17 protein-coding genes and 1 tRNA gene are annotated in these 19,739 nt (G+C 59.4%); 11 read left to right on the forward strand and 7 right to left on the reverse strand.

Annotated features, from left to right (window positions below):
- The first annotated feature begins 36 nt into the window (after positions 1 to 36).
- Positions 37 to 744 carry an SDR family NAD(P)-dependent oxidoreductase gene (locus AC1DZU_RS03150; RefSeq protein WP_477281631.1) on the forward strand — a complete coding sequence of 236 codons (708 nt, stop codon included), beginning with the start codon at positions 37 to 39 and terminating at the stop codon, positions 742 to 744.
- On the opposite strand, the gene AC1DZU_RS03155 is transcribed toward AC1DZU_RS03150, so the two are convergent.
- From AC1DZU_RS03155 to aroA, 5 genes are all read right to left on the reverse strand, one after another.
- Positions 729 to 2,495 (reverse strand): hypothetical protein, encoded by a 1,767-nt coding sequence (locus AC1DZU_RS03155; protein ID WP_477281633.1) that lies wholly within the window; start codon positions 2,493 to 2,495, stop codon positions 729 to 731. The genes AC1DZU_RS03150 and AC1DZU_RS03155 overlap by 16 nt on opposite strands.
- 229 nt (positions 2,496 to 2,724) lie before the next feature.
- Positions 2,725 to 4,422 carry a 30S ribosomal protein S1 gene (gene rpsA, locus AC1DZU_RS03160; protein WP_013528183.1) on the reverse strand — a complete coding sequence of 566 codons (1,698 nt, stop codon included), beginning with the start codon at positions 4,420 to 4,422 and terminating at the stop codon, positions 2,725 to 2,727.
- 207 nt (positions 4,423 to 4,629) lie between these two features.
- Positions 4,630 to 5,280, reverse strand: a complete 651-nt coding sequence (gene cmk, locus AC1DZU_RS03165; RefSeq protein ID WP_477281635.1) for a (d)CMP kinase — start codon at positions 5,278 to 5,280, stop codon at positions 4,630 to 4,632.
- Between the two features lie 65 nt (positions 5,281 to 5,345).
- Entirely contained in the window at positions 5,346 to 5,708 is a 363-nt protein-coding gene (locus AC1DZU_RS03170) for a hypothetical protein (protein ID WP_477281637.1), read from the reverse strand.
- An 86-nt stretch (positions 5,709 to 5,794) separates the two neighbouring features.
- A complete protein-coding gene (gene aroA / locus AC1DZU_RS03175; RefSeq protein WP_477281639.1) occupies positions 5,795 to 7,153 on the reverse strand; it encodes a 3-phosphoshikimate 1-carboxyvinyltransferase in 1,359 nt (452 codons plus the stop codon).
- A 218-nt stretch (positions 7,154 to 7,371) separates the two neighbouring features.
- Between aroA and AC1DZU_RS03180 the strand changes: the two genes are divergently transcribed.
- From AC1DZU_RS03180 to AC1DZU_RS03200, 5 genes are all read left to right on the forward strand, one after another.
- Positions 7,372 to 7,761 (forward strand): TIGR02300 family protein, encoded by a 390-nt coding sequence (locus tag AC1DZU_RS03180; protein ID WP_091581070.1) that lies wholly within the window; start codon positions 7,372 to 7,374, stop codon positions 7,759 to 7,761.
- A 172-nt stretch (positions 7,762 to 7,933) separates the two neighbouring features.
- Positions 7,934 to 8,009 (forward strand) — tRNA-Ala (locus AC1DZU_RS03185).
- 298 nt (positions 8,010 to 8,307) lie between these two features.
- Entirely contained in the window at positions 8,308 to 8,739 is a 432-nt protein-coding gene (locus AC1DZU_RS03190) for a very short patch repair endonuclease (RefSeq protein ID WP_436257684.1), read from the forward strand.
- Positions 8,726 to 9,910, forward strand: a complete 1,185-nt coding sequence (locus AC1DZU_RS03195) for a DNA cytosine methyltransferase (protein WP_477281642.1) — start codon at positions 8,726 to 8,728, stop codon at positions 9,908 to 9,910. The genes AC1DZU_RS03190 and AC1DZU_RS03195 overlap by 14 nt, the downstream gene beginning before the upstream one ends.
- Before the next feature lie 397 nt (positions 9,911 to 10,307).
- A complete protein-coding gene (locus AC1DZU_RS03200; protein WP_477281644.1) occupies positions 10,308 to 10,835 on the forward strand; it encodes an SAM-dependent methyltransferase in 528 nt (175 codons plus the stop codon).
- Between the two features lie 15 nt (positions 10,836 to 10,850).
- On the opposite strand, the gene AC1DZU_RS03205 is transcribed toward AC1DZU_RS03200, so the two are convergent.
- Complete coding sequence (locus tag AC1DZU_RS03205; protein WP_477281646.1) at positions 10,851 to 11,543, reverse strand: hypothetical protein; 693 nt, start codon at positions 11,541 to 11,543, stop codon at positions 10,851 to 10,853.
- A gap of 75 nt (positions 11,544 to 11,618) precedes the next feature.
- Between AC1DZU_RS03205 and AC1DZU_RS03210 the strand changes: the two genes are divergently transcribed.
- The 4 genes from AC1DZU_RS03210 to AC1DZU_RS03225 all read left to right on the forward strand — a co-directional run bounded on the left by AC1DZU_RS03210 (position 11,619) and on the right by AC1DZU_RS03225 (position 16,748).
- Entirely contained in the window at positions 11,619 to 13,979 is a 2,361-nt protein-coding gene (locus AC1DZU_RS03210) for an ATP-binding protein (RefSeq protein WP_477281648.1), read from the forward strand.
- Positions 13,976 to 15,658, forward strand: a complete 1,683-nt coding sequence (locus AC1DZU_RS03215) for a DEAD/DEAH box helicase family protein (protein ID WP_477281650.1) — start codon at positions 13,976 to 13,978, stop codon at positions 15,656 to 15,658. Before AC1DZU_RS03210 ends, AC1DZU_RS03215 begins: the two co-directional genes overlap by 4 nt.
- Positions 15,655 to 16,176: a hypothetical protein gene (locus AC1DZU_RS03220; RefSeq protein ID WP_477281652.1), complete on the forward strand. Its 522-nt coding sequence runs from the start codon at positions 15,655 to 15,657 to the stop codon at positions 16,174 to 16,176. The genes AC1DZU_RS03215 and AC1DZU_RS03220 overlap by 4 nt, the downstream gene beginning before the upstream one ends.
- Before the next feature lie 449 nt (positions 16,177 to 16,625).
- The gene (locus AC1DZU_RS03225) at positions 16,626 to 16,748 is read left to right on the forward strand and encodes a hypothetical protein (protein ID WP_477281654.1); all 123 of its coding nucleotides are present in this window, start codon (positions 16,626 to 16,628) and stop codon (positions 16,746 to 16,748) included.
- A 168-nt stretch (positions 16,749 to 16,916) separates the two neighbouring features.
- Here the strand turns inward: AC1DZU_RS03225 and AC1DZU_RS03230 are convergent, their stop codons facing one another.
- On the reverse strand, positions 16,917 to 17,264 hold the full coding sequence (locus tag AC1DZU_RS03230; protein ID WP_477281656.1) for a hypothetical protein: 348 nt from the start codon (positions 17,262 to 17,264) through the stop codon (positions 16,917 to 16,919).
- A gap of 634 nt (positions 17,265 to 17,898) precedes the next feature.
- Here AC1DZU_RS03230 and AC1DZU_RS03235 point away from each other — a divergent pair.
- The gene (locus AC1DZU_RS03235) at positions 17,899 to 19,383 is read left to right on the forward strand and encodes a serine/threonine-protein kinase (RefSeq protein ID WP_477281658.1); all 1,485 of its coding nucleotides are present in this window, start codon (positions 17,899 to 17,901) and stop codon (positions 19,381 to 19,383) included.
- Positions 19,384 to 19,739: the final 356 nt, after the last annotated feature.

A 19,739-nucleotide genomic window follows, 5' to 3' on the forward strand; every position in this document is an offset into this window, starting at 1 on the left:
GCGACACAATCAAAAAAATAACAGGAGCGGTCCAGGATGACGGAAACACTTGAAGGCAGGCACATTGTCGTGACCGGAGGCACCGGGGCGCTCGGTGGTGCGGTCGTCGGCAAACTGCTGAGTGAGGGCGCGATCTGCCATGTGCCCAATGCCCATGCCGCGGCGCCAGGGCATTTCCCCTTTACCGAGCATGACCGCGTCAAGCTGGTGCACAATGTCGATCTCTCGGACTCCGCCAAGGTCGAGGCGTTCTATGGCCAGGTTCCAGGTCTGTGGGGCTCGATCCACCTGGCCGGCGGCTTCACCGCGGCGCCGGTGGAAAAGATCGAGTCGGCATCCTTTGCCGAGATGATGGACACCAACGCACGCACCGCCTTCCTGTGCTGCCGCGCGGCGGTGCGCTCGATGCTGGCGTCGGACATCGCGGGCCGCATCGTCAATGTCACGGCGCGCGCTGGGCTCGACCCGCGGCGCGGCAGCGGCATGGTCGCCTACGCCGCCAGCAAGGCCGCGGTAGCGGCGATGACGGTGGCGATGGCCGAGGAGTTGAAAGGCAAGGGCATCCTGGTCAATGCCGTGGCGCCGTCGACGCTCGACACGCCGGCAAACCGTGCCGATATGCCCGATGCCGATGTCACCAGATGGGTCAGTCTCGAAGCGGCGGCCGAAGCCATCGCCTATCTCGCCTCGCCAGCCAATCAGGCGATGAGCGGAACGCTGGTGCCGCTCTACGGCAGGGCCTGAGCAGAAACCGTCGAAACAGGGCAGGTGGCGTCCGATCCATCCGCGTTGCGGTAGCTGTAGAGCCGCAGCGGGGAGGTAGCATCCGTCGGACACTCCTTGAGCCATGACGGCGGGTGGCCCTCCATCAGCGCTGCCGCGAATGGATAGGTGTTTTCGAGTTCTAGCGACGGTGGGCCTCTCCACCCGCAAAGGGCGACATGCGTCGCCTTGGACGCATCGAGAAACGTGCGCGGGTCGGCGGTCGAGGGATCAAGGAAGCGATAGCTCCGTTCGATCCCTTGAGCCGACGGGTGGTTGGGGATTGTCACCACCTTGGGACCTTCGGCAAGAGCCAGAAGATGCGCTCCGATCAACGGTGGCGTCAGGACGACGGCGCCAGCAGGCCAACCCTGCCGCGGTTCAACATGCCTGAGATCGCAACTGTCGGCGAACTCGGCGGCGGGAATGGCTGCCTGCGATGGTCTTGCCGACAGCTGGTACAGCGCCATTGCCGCGGACAAAACCAAACCGGGCAGGATTAACGCGTATCTTCGCGATGCCACCGGCACGCGTGATTTCAAATAGCGCCCCAGTCCCGCATCTGGTGGCAGGAAACTCGCCAGCACGAAGGTCAGACCGATGCCGGAAAAGACCGGAAGATAGCGAAAGTAACGGAAGTAGCCGATCGCCAGCCCCAGCGAGAGCAGCGAGAACAGCGACAGGATGACCAGCGGCCGGCTTCGGCTCTGCGGATTGAGGCAGATGACTGCCGGGGCGAGCGCGCCGACGAACAGCAACGCCATGCTGGGAAAGCTCTCCGACAAAACGAAATCAGGGCGCCGGAACAGGCTCAGTTCCTGAGGGATCCTGTTGAGCATGTTGTCGCGTACATAGGCGTCGAGCGAAGCATAAGGGCCGGCCAGGCATTGTGGGAACAACATCACCAGCGCCGCCGCGCTGGCGGCCGCGAACACCAGCAAGATTGCTGTCCGCGTCGCCCATCCGCCGCGCCGGCCGACAAGCAAAGGCACCACGGCAAATGAAAGCCCGGCCGCGACGAGTGCCGTCACATGCGGCGTGGAATAGGTATCGCATCTGATGGCGGAATAGGCTGAAGGCGGCACGATCGCGGCGAACAGCCCGACCCCGCCCAGGGCCAATGCCAGCCCGAAGCCAGCGATCCTGTCGGCACCCCGTTCGCGGCCAAAGATCCAGTCAAAGGCATAGACCGCCATCACCAGCGCATAGAACGGCGCGAACTCGGCGCTGATGGCAAGCGCCAAGGCCGCCAGCAGCCCGTTGATGAAGGCAGCGACGCGGTTCTGCGACAACATCAAGACCAGGGCCGCGAGCAGAAGCAGAATTTGCAGATTGTGGTAGTCGATCCGTCCCGGGGCGTATTCGAAAAAGCTGCGCGCGGCAAAGATCAGAGCCAGCGGCAATGCAACGGCCGGGTTGGCAAAGCCCGAGGCGATCACCAGCCGATTGTAGAAATAGAGCGCGGGCGCAAGCAGCAGCAGCGGCACGGCAAAGCTTGCCAGCGTCAGCGCCGGCTCGAAGCCGGCAAACGGCATCAGCAGGCGCGCGAAGGCGGCATAGGGCAGGTCCACGATCCATGGCCAGTGCGAGACATAGGGCTCCGGCTGGACAACGCCGGGCAGCGTCCGGTCGAAGATGTTGCCCGTTTCAAGCAAGGTGCGGACTTCGTGCAGTTTGACCAGGTCGTCCACGTCGCCATTGAGCTGGAAGCCCAGGGACCAGAGCACAGCCATCAAGATCGCCATTCCGCAAAAGCAGAACAAGGCCGGTGACCCGATGTAGAGACGCGGCAACCACGAAGAGCCCGTAGCGGGACAATCGTCGTCATTGCGCATGGAAAGCCTCTCCTCGGATTACTGGCAAATACGCGAGGAAGTTTATCTTACCGTAAAGAAAAACCCCGCCGGATCGCTCCGGCGGGGTTTGAACTGACCACCGCGCAAGGCGGTGGGGGCAGATGACTTAGCTGCCCTGCTTCTTCAGCGCGGCACCCAGGATGTCGCCCAGCGAAGCGCCGGAGTCGGTCGAGCCGTACTGGGCGACCGCTTCCTTCTCTTCGGCGATTTCCAGCGCCTTGATCGAGACCTGCAGCTTGCGGGTCTTCTTGTCGAAGGCGATGACGCGCGCGTCGACCTTCTGGCCGACGGTGAAGCGCTCGGGGCGCTGCTCGTCGCGGTCACGGCTGAGATCGGAGCGCTTGATGAAGGTCTCGATGCCGCTGTCGACCAGCCGCACTTCCAGACCGCCATCCTTGACGCCGATGACTTCGCAGGTGACGACCGCGTTCTTGCGCAGTTCGCCGCTCGTCGCTGCTTCGCCAACCGTATCCTTGGCCAGCTGCTTGATGCCGAGCGAGATGCGCTCCTTGTCGATGTCGACGTCGAGCACCTGCGCCTTGACCATGTCGCCGCGATTGTACTCTTCGATGACCTGCTCGCCCGGACGGGTCCAGTCGAGATCGGAGAGATGGACCATGCCGTCGACATCGCCTTCGAGGCCGATGAACAGGCCGAACTCGGTCTTGTTCTTGACCTCGCCCTCGACCTGGCTGCCGACCGGATGGCTGCTGGCGAAAGCCTGCCACGGATTCTCGAGCGTCTGCTTGAGGCCGAGCGAGATGCGGCGCTTGGCCGGATCGACTTCGAGCACCACCACGTCGACTTCCTGGGTCGTCGACAGGATCTTGCCGGGATGCACGTTCTTCTTCGTCCACGACATTTCCGAAACGTGGATGAGGCCTTCGATGCCCGGCTCCAGCTCGACGAACGCGCCGTAGTCGGTGATGTTGGTGACGGTACCCTTGATCTTCTTGCCGATCGGGAACTTGGTGCCGATCTCGGACCACGGATCGCTCTCGAGCTGCTTCATGCCGAGCGAGATGCGGTGGGTTTCCTGGTTGATGCGGATGATCTGCACCTTGACCGTCTGACCGATGTTGAGGATTTCGGTCGGATGGTTGACGCGGCGCCATGCCATGTCGGTGACATGCAGCAGGCCGTCGATGCCGCCGAGGTCGACGAACGCACCGTAGTCGGTGATGTTCTTGACGACGCCTTCGACAACCTGGCCTTCTTCGAGGTTCTGCACGATTTCCGAACGCTGTTCGGCGCGGCTCTCCTCGAGCACGGTGCGGCGCGACACCACGATGTTGCCGCGGCGGCGATCCATCTTGAGGATCTCGAAGGGCTGCGGGTTGTGCATCAACGGGGAGACGTCGCGGATCGGGCGGATATCGACCTGGCTGCGCGGCAGGAAGGCCACGGCACCGTCGAGGTCGACGGTGAAGCCGCCCTTGACCTGGTTGAAGATGACGCCTTCGACGCGCTCGCCCTTGGTGAACTTCTCTTCGAGACGGACCCAGCTCTCTTCGCGGCGGGCTTTCTCACGGCTGAGCATCGCTTCGCCAAGCGCGTTCTCGATGCGCTCGACATAGACTTCGACGGTGTCACCGACCTTGAGGGTGGTGTCCTTGCCCTTGACGCCGAATTCCTTCAGCGGCACGCGGCCTTCGACCTTGAGGCCGACGTCGATGATGGCCATGTCCTTTTCGATCGCCGTGATCGTGCCCTTGACGACCTGGCCTTCGCCGGAATGACCTGTTGTGAATGATTCTTCGAGCAGGCTCGCGAAATCGTCGCGAGTGGGATTTGCAGCTGACATTGTTTCTCCTGGAGTGCCCCGCTTCTGTCGCGGGACGGGCGCCGTGGGTTAGCGTTGCGTTGGCCTGCCGGCGTTCCGGGCTACAAAAGCCCTGGGCCGCTCTTTAAGCGGCAATTCCGGCGCATGAAGAATGCTGGCAGGCTGGTTCGTGCCCGATATGGGTATTTTCTTCGCCTCCGGCAACGGAAACACGAGGGAAAAACCCGCTCAGGCCTTGTCTCTCTTGGCCAGCACGTCGTCGATGATCGCCATGGCCGCAAGAAACGCGGCTTCTATAGCCATTTCGCTGGTATCAAGCAAGTGCGCGTCTGCCGCCGGCTTCAAGGGCGAGTCGGCGCGGCCCATGTCGCGCTCGTCACGGCGCACGATATCGGCGAGAATTTCGGTGAAATCGGCGGTGCCGCCGATGCTCTCGATCTCGGCCAGTCGCCGCCGCGCCCGCACCTCGGCGCTTGCCGTCACATAGAGCTTTATGTCGGCGTCGGGGCAGACGACGGTGCCGATGTCACGGCCGTCGAGCACTGCACCTGGCGGCGTCGTGGCGAATGCGCGCTGCTTTTCCACCAGGATGCGCCGCACGGTCGGGAACACCGCGACCTTCGAGGCCGCCTCGCCGACCGCATGCGCCGACAGCACCGCCCGGTCGAGCTTGGCCAGATCGACCTGGCGCGCAGCGGTTTCGGCCGCCGAGACATTGTCGAGCGGCAGCGCGTGCTGGATCAGCGCATAGGCCACCGCGCGATAGGTGAGGCCGGTGTCGAGCAGGTTCAGCCGGTAGTGGTCGGCAAGCCGCCGGGCCAGCGTGCCTTTTCCGGCGCCGGCCGGGCCGTCGATGGCGATGGTGAAGGTCGAAGTCATGGACGACAACAAGCCGAGAACTGGCTTCAATGCAATATGCCACTATACGGTTTGACGAAGCCCCATCAACGCGAAACGGGCCGCGCAAATGCGCTAAGCAGATTGAATACCCATCCCAGCACATGGCTGAAAAAATATACGCAAAGGATCGCATAGCCGCCCATTACGAAAAATATCGCATTTGGGAATATGTCGGCTTTGACGAGTTCAAGCACCCAGCCGAAATGCAGGCCGTATGTGCAGCCTATCGTTCCACATGAGGAACGCATGCTTGGAATGGTAAGCCCGGCCCAAAACGCCGAGATCAAACCGAAGCGCGCCAATGAATAGTTCCGTTCCTTGATCATCTTGGCCACGGATATGGCCTTTGCAATGATCAAAACGACACCCGCTACGACCGCAATCAGAATCGAGGCTAGGATATTCATGGCTCTCCCCAATGTTCGCTCGACCCCGAAGGACCGGCCTTAAAGAACAATTGAGTTGATAGCCAAATTTGACGACAATCGTGGGTTTAGGAAATCTCCGCGCCTAGTCCCTTCATGAGCCCCATGAATTCCGGAAAACTGGTCGCGATCATCGCTTGATCATCTATGGTCACCGGCTTTTCTGTGGCCAGACCCATGACCAGAAAGCTCATGGCGATGCGGTGGTCGAGATGCGTCTGCACGGTCGTGTCCTGGCCGTTCGGATGGCGACCGAGGCCCTTGCCACCCGGTTTGCCGCGCACGGAGAGCGAGGCTTCGCCCTCGGCGCAGTCGACGCCGTTGATCTTCAGCCCGTTGGCGACGGCCGACAGCCGGTCGGATTCCTTCACCCGCAGCTCTTCCAGCCCCTGCATCAGCGTTTCGCCCTCGGCAAAGCTGGCGGCGACCGCAAGCACGGGATATTCGTCGATCATCGACGGCGCCCGCTCGGGCGGCACGGTGACCCCCTTCAACTCGGAGTAACGCACGCGCAGGTCGGCGACGTCCTCTCCGCCGGCATTGCGCGGGTTGAGGATCTCGATCTTGCCGCCCATTTCCTGCAACGTCAGCAATAGGCCGGTGCGGGTCGGGTTCATCAGCACGTTTTCGATCACGATGTCGGAGCCCGGCACGATCAGTGCGGCCACCAGCGGGAAGCCGGCCGAGGACGGGTCGCCCGGTACCGCGATCGTCTGGCCGGTCAGCTTGCCCTGGCCTTCGATGAAGATGTGGCGCACGCCGCGCTCGTCGGTCTCCACCGACAGATTGGCGCCAAAGCCTTTCAGCATCTTTTCAGTGTGGTCGCGCGTCATCACGGGCTCGATCACGGTGGTGATGCCCGGCGTGTTCAGCCCGGCCAGCAGCACCGCCGACTTCACCTGCGCCGAGGCCATCGGCACGCGGTAGGTGATCGGCGCGGCATGCTTGGGTCCATGCAGCGTGATCGGCATGCGGTCGCCGGGCGTCGCCTTCAGCACCTGCACGCCCATCTGGCGCAAGGGTTCGAGCACGCGGCCCATTGGCCGGCCGGACAGCGAGGCGTCGCCGATGAAGGTCGTTTCCATGTCATAGGTGCCGACCAGGCCCATGGTCAGCCGCGAGCCTGTGCCGGCATTGCCGAAGTCGAGCGGGCCTTCCGGCTGCAGCAGCGCGCCATTGCCGGTGCCGCGGATCACCCATTCGGCGCCGCGCTTCTCGATATGCGCGCCCATCGCCTTCATGGCCGCACCGGTGCGCATCACGTCCTCGCCTTCGAGCAGGCCGGTGATACGTGTCTCGCCGGAGGCGAGGCCGCCAAACATGAAGGAGCGGTGCGAGATCGACTTGTCGCCCGGCACGCGCGCCGTGCCGGCAAGGGCTGGTGATTTGCGAGCGGTGGCCGACTTTGGGGCGGCGGCGTGAGACATGGAATTTCCCTGGACGGAATGCCGGCGGGCCGGCGCTTTTCATTTGTTGCGGCGGTCTCGTATCACGGCGGGCCGAAATGGTCATCCCCCATGGTCGTCCCCATGGTCGTCATCGACGCGAGGCCTTTCATTGCATGGTTTTGTGACGCCGGCTTTTCGCTTTGACAGCGCTGCAAACTGTGGTTAAGGGGACCACTCTTTTATTGACGAGGCTTGCCGTGGCAAAAACCGAACTTGGCACAAAACGTATCGACCCGGAGACGGGCCGAAAATTCTACGACCTGAACAAGGACCCGATCGTCTCGCCTTACACCGGCAAGACTTATCCGCGTTCCTATTTCGAGGAAGGCAAGATCGCCGCCCTCGAGGAGGAAGAGGAAGTGGCCGAGAAGGAAGTGGACGCCGAGGACGAAGAGGGAGTTGAGGTCGTCTCGCTCGAAGAGGCCGACGAGGACGTCAAGGCTGACGATCTGCCGGATCTCGGCGACGACGAGGACGATGTCGACCTCGGCGACGACGAGGATGACACGTTCCTTGCCGACGAAGAAGAAGAAGACGACGACGTTGCCGACATGATCGGCGTCGGCGACGACGACGACGAGGTCTGATCGGCCTTGAAAGCAGGCGCTTGCCAGCTTTCGTGGCCTGTGAAGAAAAAGCCGCTCTCTAAGGCTTGATATTGACGAAAGGCGGGGTTAGAAGCCGCCTGCACTAACGGCGCGGTCTCCAACCCACGCCGGATCTCTTCGCCGGAAACGGCGCCGGTTGACTGCCGGAAGTGGGGCCATAGCTCAGTTGGGAGAGCGCTTGAATGGCATTCAAGAGGTCGTCGGTTCGATTCCGATTGGCTCCACCAAACAGTCTCAGGTAGTTAGAAGGAGAGTAGGCTCGGAGGTGTAACCCCGAAAACGCTCCAGGGTAACTGTCAGGGTAACTGCCCGCCTGTGATGCTCGACGCAAACGTCTTCAACCCCTTGGTGGAAGGCTCGATCGATCTGGCATCAATACCTGACGACGAGATCGCAAAACCGGCGATCCCTGTTGAGCGCAAGGCTATGCAGGTGCCCCGTTGATCGGTTCCTGCTCACAGTTGCAGCCAATCTGCGGCGAGCCAACCCTAGACACGCAAGATCAACTTTCTCTATGTTCGTGTAGTGGCCGACACCCTTACCGTTCTCGAACGAAGTCAGCGCATGGCGAGAGTCACCGGCGCGGATACTAAGCCCGAGCTGATTGTCAGGCACCTACTCTGGCGCATGGGATACAGATATCGCCTCCATGCACGTGACCTACCCGGCAATCCCGACATTGTCTTTCGAAGCCGCAAACGCGCGATATTCGTACACGGCTGTTTCTGGCACCGCCACAGCGACCCAGCGTGCCGGCTGGCGCGGTTGCCGAAGAGCCGGCTGGACTTCTGGGTGCCAAAGCTGGAGGGTAACCGCGCACGCGACGCAGAAAATATCTCGCAACTTAAAACGCTTGGATGGCAGGTCCTGCTTGTCTGGGAATGCAGGATGAAGGATAGAGAACAATTAGGAAACGGACTTTATCGGTTTGTCGAGGGGATTGATGAAGGCGATTGAGCTTTTCGCCGGCGCCGGAGGCCTTGGATTAGGCGTTAGCCGCGCGGGGTTCACGCCGATCGAGGTTGTCGAATGGGACCGCTGGTGCTGCGACACCATTCGCGAGAACCGAGCGCGGGGCTCCGATGGAGTACGTCACTGGCCAGAGCCGCGCGAGGGTGATGTTCGCAGTTTCTCGTTTGAGGGTCTCGCCGGCATCGACCTGGTGACGGGTGGCCCGCCCTGCCAACCTTTCTCACTGGGAGGGAGGCATCGCGCGCAGCATGATCATCGCGACATGTGGCCAGAAGCGGTGCGCGTCGTGCGCGAGACCCAGCCGTCAGCATTTATTTTTGAGAATGTGAAGGGACTCACTCGTGAGACCTTCGCGATCTATTTCAGCTACATTTTCCTCCAACTCACGTATCCCGAAATCATGTTTCGCGGCGATGAGACATGGCTAGATCATCGCGCGCGATTAGAACAGCACCACACCTCAAGCCGGTCCTCGGGGCTGAGCTACCGCGTGCTCCCACCAAAAGTCCTCAATGCGGCCAATTACGGTGTGCCGCAAAAGCGTGCGCGCGTCTTCTTCGTTGGGTTTCGCTCGGACCTAGGCGTTGAATGGTCGTTCCCGCGCGAGACTCATTCGCGTGACGCGCTTCTATGGGATCAGTATCGAAGCGGCGACTATTGGGATCGGCATCAGATAGGTAAGTCGCATCGCCTAGCCGACGAGCCTGCAGTACGCGCTGCTGAGGCGATTACCGTTAGACCCGCCACGCTTCCCTGGACAACCACCCGCGACGCGCTGATCGGGCTGCCGGATCCCGAACTGTCGCCGCGGGCGGCGCACGGGTTCAAGGACCACCGCTTGCAAGTCGGTGCTCGCTCGTACCAAGGGCATACCGGAAGCCCGCTTGACGAACCAGCCAAGACCTTGAAGGCGGGCGTTCATGGGGTGCCCGGCGGCGAGAACATGCTGCGCCGTCCCGACGGCTCGGTGCGCTATTTCACGGTGCGCGAGAGCGCGCGGCTGCAGACATTCCCGGACGACTACGTGTTTCACGGCTCCTGGAGCGAGACAATGCGTCAACTGGGCAACGCTGTTCCGGTCGACCTCGCCCACGTAGTGGCTTCGTCAGTTCGCGAACATTTGGATCGAGCGAACGCCCATGCCGGCCGAGCATGAGTTACCCTATCTACCTTTCACTCCCGTCTATGATCTTCGGGAATGCGTCGCCGCCGAGTTATTCTGCGGTCGGTATTGCGATCTCATGTTGTTCGCCATGCCATTCTGTTAGCCCTAACGAGAACAACCCGAGAACAATGACCGCGATGTCGGCAGATCGTCAATTCGATTTGCCTGCATCACCAGTATACGTGGACCAGACGGGCGCTAGAGCGATCTAATGAATGTTACCCAAAACAGGTCACATGCTGTCATGGCTCAAAGGTACGAGGCCGCAGATAGTCTAGACGATTTTCCGACTCCACCATGGGCCACTCGGGCGCTCATCGAGCATGTGCTTGGAGTCGGTGACGTCGGGTCGATGAGTTGTCTTGAACCCGCGTGCGGACGCGGCCACATGGCTGAAGCGCTGAGACCCTACTTTCGTTCGCTGGAAGTGAGCGACATCGGCGGCTACGGATACGGTGATCGCCGCGATTTTCTTTCGATTGAAAGGCGCCAGATCACCGACTGGGTAATCACCAACCCGCCCTTTCGCTTGGCTGAGGACTTCTTTCTCCACGCTCACGAGATCGCGCGCGTCGGCGTCGCCCTTCTCGTGCGCACCGTCTTTCTCGAGAGCATTGGTCGACACCTGCGAGTCTTCTCCAAATTCGCTCCAACAATGGTTGCTCAATTCTCGGAGCGAGTACCGATGGTCAAAGGGCGGTTGGATCCAAAGGCGTCTACCGCAACCGGATACGCCTGGATCATCTGGCGGAAGCCACTGATACCGGACACCCGCCTTGTCTGGATACCGCCGTGCCGCAAAGTCCTGGAGCGAAGCATGGATTATGAGCCCGGGTTTCTCAATCATTCTTCAGTGCCCGGGAACGCACCACGTGAGTCGCGCGAGATTTCCAAAGATCTATTTTCAGACCTGTAGGCGCTAAATCATCAATCAGATAGCTCCATGCTCGATCAACGCGTAGAGCCCATCGCGGAATCGAGCGTTAACCGCCTCAATCGCGGCCTGAACAGGAAAATCGAAGTGCCGATCGAGGTCATCTCCAACCAACGAGAATGGTTCGGGGATCGACCGTAGCCCGTAGTAGAACACGATGTAGGCGGTGGCGCCTCGCGCCGGGATCCCCATCGAACGGGCATAATCTCTAAGATGCATCTGGGTGCGCAGAAGCTCGTTCAGGATTAGGCGCTTTTTCCCAGCATCATATTCGCCGTTGCCGCGTTTCACATTGTACGACCTAATGCTGCCGTTAGTGCTGTCGAAAACAATAAGATCAACCGGTATGGTTTGATCATACTCGCCATATGACATTGATATCTCTCTATAGGCGGCGGGCGGCATGGCTTTTTGCAGTTCAAGTCGGGAAGCTGGGCCGAGTTTGAATTCGTCCTCGGTCCACACTTGGAAACGTCTGCAATCCTTCAGTCTCTCGAGCAGCGCGCGGCCCAGGATCTGGCCATGTCGCTTGTAGGCCGAACTAATGATGCTTGTCGCGCGTGAATACTTCGCGCCTCCGATTGGATCGGATCGAAAGCTTGTGTCGGCCAGTTTGGTTAACGCCGCATTTAGCGTCGGCTGCATCCGCACCAAGAAGGCCTCGAGATCTTCTGTATGTCGCTCTTTCATCATCGCCCCCGGAACTTGTATCATCTACGGTGGTACACGCACTACCGAATCGAAGGGGAGAAAATGGCGCAACCAATGCCTCAGACGGCCGGCACGAGGGAGTTTGATCTCGCTCCTTCGCCCCGTGTTCTCCCGATGCTCGGCGAAATCAACCTCGACCAGTGGCGGTGCATTGGTGAGTTGGTGGATAACTCGATCGACGGCTTTCTTCATGCGAAGCGACGTGGCGAGGGTGTAGGTGATCCCGTCGTGCAGATCACCCTTCCAGAAGCTGACCGAGAGGAGGCTGTGGTTCAGATCGTCGACAACGGCCCGGGAATGACGACCGAGAACCTCGAAAAGGCCGTGAAGGCGGGTTGGTCGGGCAACAATCCAACCGACAATCTCGGTCTTTTCGGAATGGGGTTCAACATTGCAACCGCACGCTTAGGCCTGACCACTGAAGTGTGGACGACCCAGGCCGGCGATGCGGAGTGGCATGGTCTTGAGATCGACTTCGATCGCCTGCAGCGTCAGGGAAATTTCCGAACCCCGTTGCTGACTACGCCGAAGCCCGACACGTCTGTCCACGGAACGAAGATTATCATACGCCGGCTTAAGCCGGCGCAGCGCCAGTGGCTTGCGAAGTCCGGCAATCAATCACAGCTCAGAAAGAGGCTGTCGCAAGCTTATGCCGCGATGCTACGACCTAATGGCCACCCAATTGAGTTCAAGCTGTATCTAAATAACCGCGTGGTCCTGTCGCGCCCGTTTTGTCTTTGGGGGGAAACTCGATCAACCGAGTTGCCCGACCTTGGCGAGGTGCTCGCTGTCCAAACGTTCAACTATCCCCTCGGCGACCGCCACCATTGCATTTCCTGCATGAACTGGGTCGCAATCCCGACTACCGCGCCCGAGGTGTGCCCGGTGTGTGGAGGCGAAGGAACTCTGCAGAGACGAACACGGCGTGTACATGGTTGGATCGGCCTTCAACGCTATGCGGATACCGTCGACTTCGGTCTCGATTTCATCCGGAACGGACGCAAGATCGAACTCAGCAGCAAAGACCTCTTCATCTGGCGCGGCGACAACGGTGAGGAGCCCGAATACCCGATCGATGACCCAAGCCGACGCGGTCGGTTTGTGGGCGAAATCCACATTGATCACTGCCGGGTGAATTTCGCCAAAGAGCGCTTCGACAGGACTGACCCGGCTTGGGATGAGATGGTGAAGCTCATACGGGGCGAAGGGCCGCTACGTCCAGAGAAGGCTCGAGAACTCGGGCACACCAACAACAGCAGTCCTCTCTTCAAGCTTTATCGAGCGTTCCGCCGGATAAGGCCGCATAGCAGCGTCGCTGGCGGTTGGAGGCGCCTTCTGGCGGTCCCCGACAATGGGATCGCCAAGGAACTCTCTCAAAAGTTCTATGACGGACACCCCGATTATCAGGAGGATACCCATTGGTGGCGCCTCATCGAGGAGGCCGAGCGGCGGCTGCTTACAACGTCCGGCACCCCGGGTGACGACAGCAATGATGACGATGAGCTGCCTGAAGGCTTGCTCGACGAGCCTGAGCAGCCACAAGCGGAAGCGGAAGCGCCGCAGGTCGAGCCACCACCCTTGCCAGACTATCGCGCACAACGGCGCGAGGCTCCGAGCCTGTCCAGAACGTACGTCTATGCTCCAGCTGGTCAAACCTTCACCGTTAGGGCGTTTGAGTGCGTCGCGCATGATCCAGACATCGGCACTGACGCCGCCTGGAGTCTTGTTATGGGCGACGTGGCGACCCGGACCTATCATTTCTTGTTCAAGCCGCGAGCCGATGTATTTCGTTCAATCACGCTCGAACCCCTAGACGCGCTTCTCATCGAACTCTCGTTTCTCACTGGCGAGTATCTGCGGACCGCGAAAGTAGCGCCTTCCAATGCCGCGCTGCTAGGTTACTATCGTGAGCACTACGCCCAGACGGCAAGCTTGGACGCAAGAATGATCGCGTTGGACGCGAGCGATGCGCTATCCACATTGGCCAGAGCGATTCTCCACAACATGGCGGGCACTGAAACCAGCAAGCTGTTCGACGCCCTCACTGTTGAGCAACGGTCCGATGTCATGCGAGCACTGGCCCGAAAAGGTATCGCGCCCGCAGCCCCAATCGCGGACGGCTCGTTTCTCACCGCTGCACCTGTGACGATTCTCGGGCAGATTATCGAGGCATTCCCGAACCTCGTCTTCGACGGAACGTTCTGGGACACGCCCTATTCCTCGCTTGACTATGGTGACGCCCAGCTTACGGAGCGCGCTAAACAGCAAGTCATCGACCGAGCGAAGTCGCTCGTCTCGGACGCCTCTTGGCTCGCGGAGGCTGACAGCACAATTCTAGGCGACATTCGCAAGGAGGAACTGGTCCGAGGATTGATGTCCGTCAGTCTCCTGCGTCCTGACCGGGAAATCTTGTGAGCCACCCGTTTCTTGATGAGCGCCGCCTGCTCGACGGTCCATGGCAGGCCTTTGAGCGCGACGTAGCAAGAGCGTTTATGTTTGCGGGGTTCGACGATGTCCGCATCGTCGGAGGGACCGGCGACATGGGCGCCGATGTCGTGGGCGTGAAGGCCGGCCAAGTTTGGGTTGTCCAATGTAAGTTCACGAGCACCTCATCACCCCCGAAAGCGGCGGTTGAGGAGGTGCTCGCAGCAGGCCGATTTTACGAAGCCCATCGCATGGCTCTCGCGACTAGCCGCGCGCCAGGCAAAGCCCTTATCGACGAATTGGCCCGTGTAAAGGAACTTGGGTTCAAGGTCGAGCTACTCAGCCCCAACAAACTTATGCAGATTATGGCGAGCGTACCCGATCTGCCGCCAACGCGCAGGGAATTGCGACCCTATCAGGACCACGCTTGTGATCGTCTTTTTGCTGCGCTGGAGGAGACAGGTCGAGGACAACTTGTCCTGGCGACGGGGCTAGGAAAAACGGTCGTGATGGCGGAGGTCGCATCGCGCCTTTTTGACGCCGGCACCCTAGAAAACAGACGCATCCTAGTTCTCGCCGACAAGCGTGAACTTGTTCGCCAGCTCCAAATCGGGTTCTGGGCGCAGCTGCCGAAGAACGTCGCCACACATCTTCTCGCGCCGGAAGAGGAACCTGCCTACTGGGAGGGAGTCACATTTGCAACGGTTCAGACGGTTCACAGCCGGGTTGAGAAGCTGCCGGATTTTGACGCTGTCTTCGTGGACGAGGCGCATCACATCGGTTCGCGAACATATCAGGAGGTGTTGCATAAACTCGCTCCTAAGCGGCTCGCTGGCGTGACTGCCACCCCATGGCGCGGCGACGAATTCGACATTGATAGCGTCCTCGGCCAACCTCTCTCCCGCGTTGGCATCGCTGAGGGTTTGAAGTTTGGTTATTTGAGCGAGGTCGATTATCGGCTGCTTGCTGATAACATTGACTGGGAATTTATTCAGAACGCCTCCGCTTATGGCTACACGCTGACTGAATTGAACCGGCGGCTGATCATTCCCACACGGGACGAAGAAGCGGCGCGCATCTTCGCCAACGTCTTCAAACAGGAGAACCGCAAGTCCGCGCTAGTCTTCTCGCCGAGCGTCGATCACGCGGAGCACTTCACTGCGATGCTCCGCCTGTTCGGATTCCGGGCTGAAGCGATGTTCGGAGCCTCACCAGCACGCGAGCGAGACAAGCTGATGTCGCAATTTAAGAGGGGTACCATTGATGTCCTCTGTACCGTCGATCTATTCAACGAGGGCGTCGATGTACCTGACGTTGATCTGATCGCGTTCATGCGCGCCACCCACAGCCGTCGCATTTTCGTGCAGCAGCTGGGCCGCGGCCTTCGAATAAAGCCAGGCAAGGACAAGGTGGTTATCCTCGATTTCGTAACGGACCTGCGCCGCATTGCCGAAGTCACCGAACTGGAACGGATCGCAGGACTCAACGCCCCGACCGAGAAGCTGCCATTGGGTGGCCATCTCATCGAATTCGCGGATCGGTCCGCAGGCTCGCTCCTGATGGAATGGGTCAAGGACCAAGCGTCACTCTTGCTTCGAGAGGGGGACCCGACGTTAGATTTGCCCAGCTTCGAATATCCAAACACGCTTCCGCACGGTGGTGTGCATTGACCGTCCCGAAGGAGATCCGAGACGCGATCAGGGCGCGCCTTTGGCAAACGGCAGACCACCTACAGTGGGATTCTCTCACCCAATCAGAGAAGGCGCGCCATTATCAGCAATGGACCGACAGCGATATCGGCCGAACTCTCGCCGCCCACATGGATGCTCGATCTGTAAGGGTCTATATCAAGGACACGCTTCTCAAAGGCTTCAGCCGCGAAAAGCTCAACCTGCATGAAGGCCAGGTATTGCGCGTCCTACAGCGACACCGCCAGGACGTAACAGAGAGCTTCATAAAGCCTCACGGCTTCCGCTTCTCCGACGGCGCATTTGTGGCGTGGGGGCGAGCTGACGACTGGAAATCGCTACTTGGTGCTCTGTTCGAACGATCTTACGGAACCAGCGGCACGACACTAACGGCCTTTCTATTTCGAGCTTCGCCTAGGTACGTTCGTCCGTCAACGCGCGAACTCGTCGAGGCCGCTGCGAGTCGCCTCGGGGTAGCCACGTGTATATGGTTCGACTGAGGAGGCCGGTCCGTATCCGGCTAGGGCGGCTCATCGAGGCGGAAGTTGTATACCTAATCGGCGAGGCCGGTTGGTGGCCTGCGTTGCAGACCGAAATCCACTTCTCTCAGCACGCTCGCAGCTCTAATCGACAGAGTGGCGGGGCAGCCAGGGAAATGAAGTAGCTTGTCAGCCGACTCGGTCTGGCCGAGAATAACCTAGCTATCCCACTATTTTGGCTGCTCCACCACCCATCGAGCTGAGGCTGTCCATGTCAATCGCACAGGACATCAACGATTTTCTAACGGGCAGAGCGCCCGCAGCGTTTTGCGACGATTGCATTGCGGAGGCGCTTCACCTTCCTGCCCGCCAGCAATCCGCGCTGCGAACGGGAGCGCTTGGTACGACATCTGATTTCACGCGCCAGCTAGGCGAATGCTCCAATTGCGGAACGGAGAAACAGGTAATCCATGCCAACCGGACCTAAAGGCCAGAAGCGCCTCGCCGACGTGATCGGCAACGCCGTCGGCGTCATGCGAATTGCCAATGGCGAGGAAGCAGACGACATAGCAAAGCCAGAAGGAAGCCGGTAGGAAAGGTACGACAGCGGCCTTTGCCGGCGACATTTTCAGCGTCTTGTGAAAAACCCAAATCGCGCACAGGGCTACCATGTGAACGCGGTTTCAAACTTAGTAAGCGAGTGTCGGAGACACTCTCGTGATGGATGACATTCAAGCGTTCCCCTACAAGAAAATCGCGATTTAGGCAGCAATTTCCCGCAGGTATCGGCTTACACCCTCTCGGCTAACCTGCCTCAGACCTTCCTCGATGAGGCTTTGATCCTCTTTTGGTAGGATGCGGATTTGCTTCTCAATTATTGCGATCATCCTTTCTCTCTCATCCTCACTGAGGCGGGCCGATGACGAGATTTCGTCCAAGAGAGCACTGACGTCCGAATCGCGCATGGCCTCTTTTCTAAGAAGGTACTTCACGCGGTGCTTCGCTCTTAGCGCATGCGCGGTTTTTACCCACGTTATGATGCTAGCGCTTCCGGCGATCACTCCTGCAAGCAGCGATATGATGACGGCAGCGGCATTCATTGCATCCATCACGAAATCCTTTCAGGGAAAGGCCGGTCCAGTCCGATGTGCCAGTAGAAACGTTCAGACGCATGGAGCACACATACGCCGATTAATATAAGGCCCGCGTAGGAATTAAGTTCCTCAGAAAACGGCCCGCTGACGATATCAAATATAAGCGTCAATGCGAACAGCGACATATAAACAACACGTATGAGCATATTCTCGGCCATAAAAACAAAACCTATGCACATAACAGATGCTGTTATGTAAATGCTATCGCTTCTCATCGAGCCCGTCTTGAGTAATTCTATTATCAACGGCAGGCACGGAGCCCCTATCAGTGCGAGCACGCTGAGTAGCCAAACGCCAAGCTTTGTAGAGGCAGTCCCTAGAATGGCCCACCCAGTTTTGCATTTGGCTCGAACTACTACCCATTTGGGGGGCTCCGCCTTATCTTGACCAGGCGTTTCATTCTGGGTCATTTAGCACGTGCGTTGGAGCGGAACCTAGACGCACACATTCACGGATAATTGACTATGCGTCAATGGAGGCGATTTTAGGGTCTCAGATCTAAATTGAGACAATACCAACTTTAAGCGCAGTCCCACAACACCTATTCTAATAAGGCTTTGCGGAGGTGCAGAGTCGGGAGGCGGGGTGTATGTCGGAAATCAAGCTTGAACGCGGTGTTTGGCAGATCGATGAGAGCAAGCCGCTCGGCCCTGCAGGTGGCTTTGGCGAGGTCTTTCGTGGGAGCGGAAAGAACGGCGACGTTGCCATCAAGCGGCTCAAGATTAACGCCAGCGCTGCCGCTCATCGCGAGATGAACATTGGCAAGGTGTTGGCATCTCGGACTTTGGAGCATGTCGTACCTGTCTTAGATTTCGGGAAAGATGCCGATTCAGACCGCTACTACCTGGTGATGCCGGTTTGCGACCGCAGCTTGCAAGACGATCTAAATCAGAAAGGTAAGTTGGACTGGCAAGAGGCCAAGACCGCGACGCTGGATATAATCGCGGGGCTCATGGAGGTCGGAGACCTCGTTCACCGCGACCTCAAGCCCGGCAATGTGCTCTGGTACGAAGCCAGGTGGCGAATTGCCGATTTTGGAATCGCGAAATTCGTTGAGGACAGTACGTCCGACAATACCCTCCGGGACAGTCTAACTGCGTGGTACGGCGCGCCGGAGCAATGGCTCGGCAAAGCGCCCACTCGCGCAACGGACGTTTATGCCTTGGGCTGCCTTCTCCACGCCCTGATTAACGGATCGCCTCCATTTACGGGCTCGCAAGATGCCGTGCGCGAGGCCCATTTGCACATTTCTCCGCCAGACCTCATAGGGGTTGACCCCCGACTTCAGGGGCTTGTGCAAACGATGCTCAGGAAAAGTCCTTCCTCTCGGCCGATACTGGAAAGGTGCGCCTCAGTCATCCGAGGAATTGAGGACAAGCCGTTGACTCCAAGAAATCAGGGGCTCGCAGAGGCAGGGAGCGCGATCGCTCAAAAAGCAGCCGCTGATGAGGCTAAGCGCCATCTGGCGGAGACGGCGAAGCAGGAGCGGAAGGAGGCATCATACGAGGCCATTAAGGACTTACAGGGCATCGTGAGACGCCTCTTCGACGAGGTTGAAGCATCGTCCGAAGTCGTGAGGCGACAGCCGCAATTCATTACCCTTGGTCCCGCCACTCTCACATTCCAGCAGCCGGTCGTCTTGACGCCCGATCAGGCACCCGACCGGTACCAAACCGGATGGGATGTTCTCGCCGCATCTGCCATTAGTATCAAGGCCGCCATCGAGCGGGTCGCGATGCACCATCCATCGGAATACACGTTCCCGGCGACGCTCGTGTTCGCTCGAACAGGCAAGGACTCTGAATACAGATGGCGGGAAATATCATTCTGGAGTTGGGCTTCGAGCACGCCCAATGACCAGCAGCCATCGGCCCTGTCGCCAATTGATACCAACTTCTATCTGGCGCTCTCAAACGTCACAGGCGGCTGGCAAACAGCCCACGGCCCGCTGACGATAGATGCTGAAGACGAGGATGGATTTCACGTCCGGTGGCTTCGTCTCTTTACGAAAGCCGCAACCGGAAAGCTGCGACCGTCAAACCAAATGCCGCTGCCGCCCAATTTCTTCGATTAATCTTACCAAGAGAAATTCTTACCGTTGAATTTGCCGCGCCTCAAGCACTGCACTATTCGGTTGGCTTTCCAGTCTTCGGCAGCATGTACTGTGCCAAGAGGCGAGCATACCACGACGCAGCCGAAACCGTGTGGATGACTAGCGAAAATCGTCACATCCGAGGGCGTTCTCGACTGCGACGACCCCAGGATAGTCGCATGGAAGTAACTGACTGAGCGCTGCATCGCGTCCACGCGCCGTCATTCTGTACCCGCAACGCCAACCCGCAGACGTTCCTGCGGGTTGGCGAGCGACAACTGCGCGCCGGTGCAAATCAGCGTGTGGGAGGTGGGGCGCGATGGGCTGCTCCAACAATG

The organism is Mesorhizobium sp. P2_A12 (assembly GCF_056405075.1).

Coding starts and splice junctions, on each gene's coding strand:
- AC1DZU_RS03150 (WP_477281631.1), top strand. CDS start 37: ATGACGGAAACACTTGAAGGCAGGCACATTGTCGTGACCGGAGGCACC.
- AC1DZU_RS03155 (WP_477281633.1), bottom strand. CDS start 2,495: ATGGCTGTGCTCTGGTCCCTGGGCTTCCAGCTCAATGGCGACGTGGAC.
- rpsA (WP_013528183.1), bottom strand. CDS start 4,422: ATGTCAGCTGCAAATCCCACTCGCGACGATTTCGCGAGCCTGCTCGAA.
- cmk (WP_477281635.1), bottom strand. CDS start 5,280: ATGACTTCGACCTTCACCATCGCCATCGACGGCCCGGCCGGCGCCGGA.
- AC1DZU_RS03170 (WP_477281637.1), bottom strand. CDS start 5,708: ATGAATATCCTAGCCTCGATTCTGATTGCGGTCGTAGCGGGTGTCGTT.
- aroA (WP_477281639.1), bottom strand. CDS start 7,153: ATGTCTCACGCCGCCGCCCCAAAGTCGGCCACCGCTCGCAAATCACCA.
- AC1DZU_RS03195 (WP_477281642.1), top strand. CDS start 8,726: ATGAAGGCGATTGAGCTTTTCGCCGGCGCCGGAGGCCTTGGATTAGGC.
- AC1DZU_RS03200 (WP_477281644.1), top strand. CDS start 10,308: ATGGCTGAAGCGCTGAGACCCTACTTTCGTTCGCTGGAAGTGAGCGAC.
- AC1DZU_RS03205 (WP_477281646.1), bottom strand. CDS start 11,543: ATGAAAGAGCGACATACAGAAGATCTCGAGGCCTTCTTGGTGCGGATG.
- AC1DZU_RS03210 (WP_477281648.1), top strand. CDS start 11,619: ATGCCTCAGACGGCCGGCACGAGGGAGTTTGATCTCGCTCCTTCGCCC.
- AC1DZU_RS03225 (WP_477281654.1), top strand. CDS start 16,626: ATGCCAACCGGACCTAAAGGCCAGAAGCGCCTCGCCGACGTGATCGGC.
- AC1DZU_RS03230 (WP_477281656.1), bottom strand. CDS start 17,264: ATGGATGCAATGAATGCCGCTGCCGTCATCATATCGCTGCTTGCAGGA.
- AC1DZU_RS03235 (WP_477281658.1), top strand. CDS start 17,899: ATGTCGGAAATCAAGCTTGAACGCGGTGTTTGGCAGATCGATGAGAGC.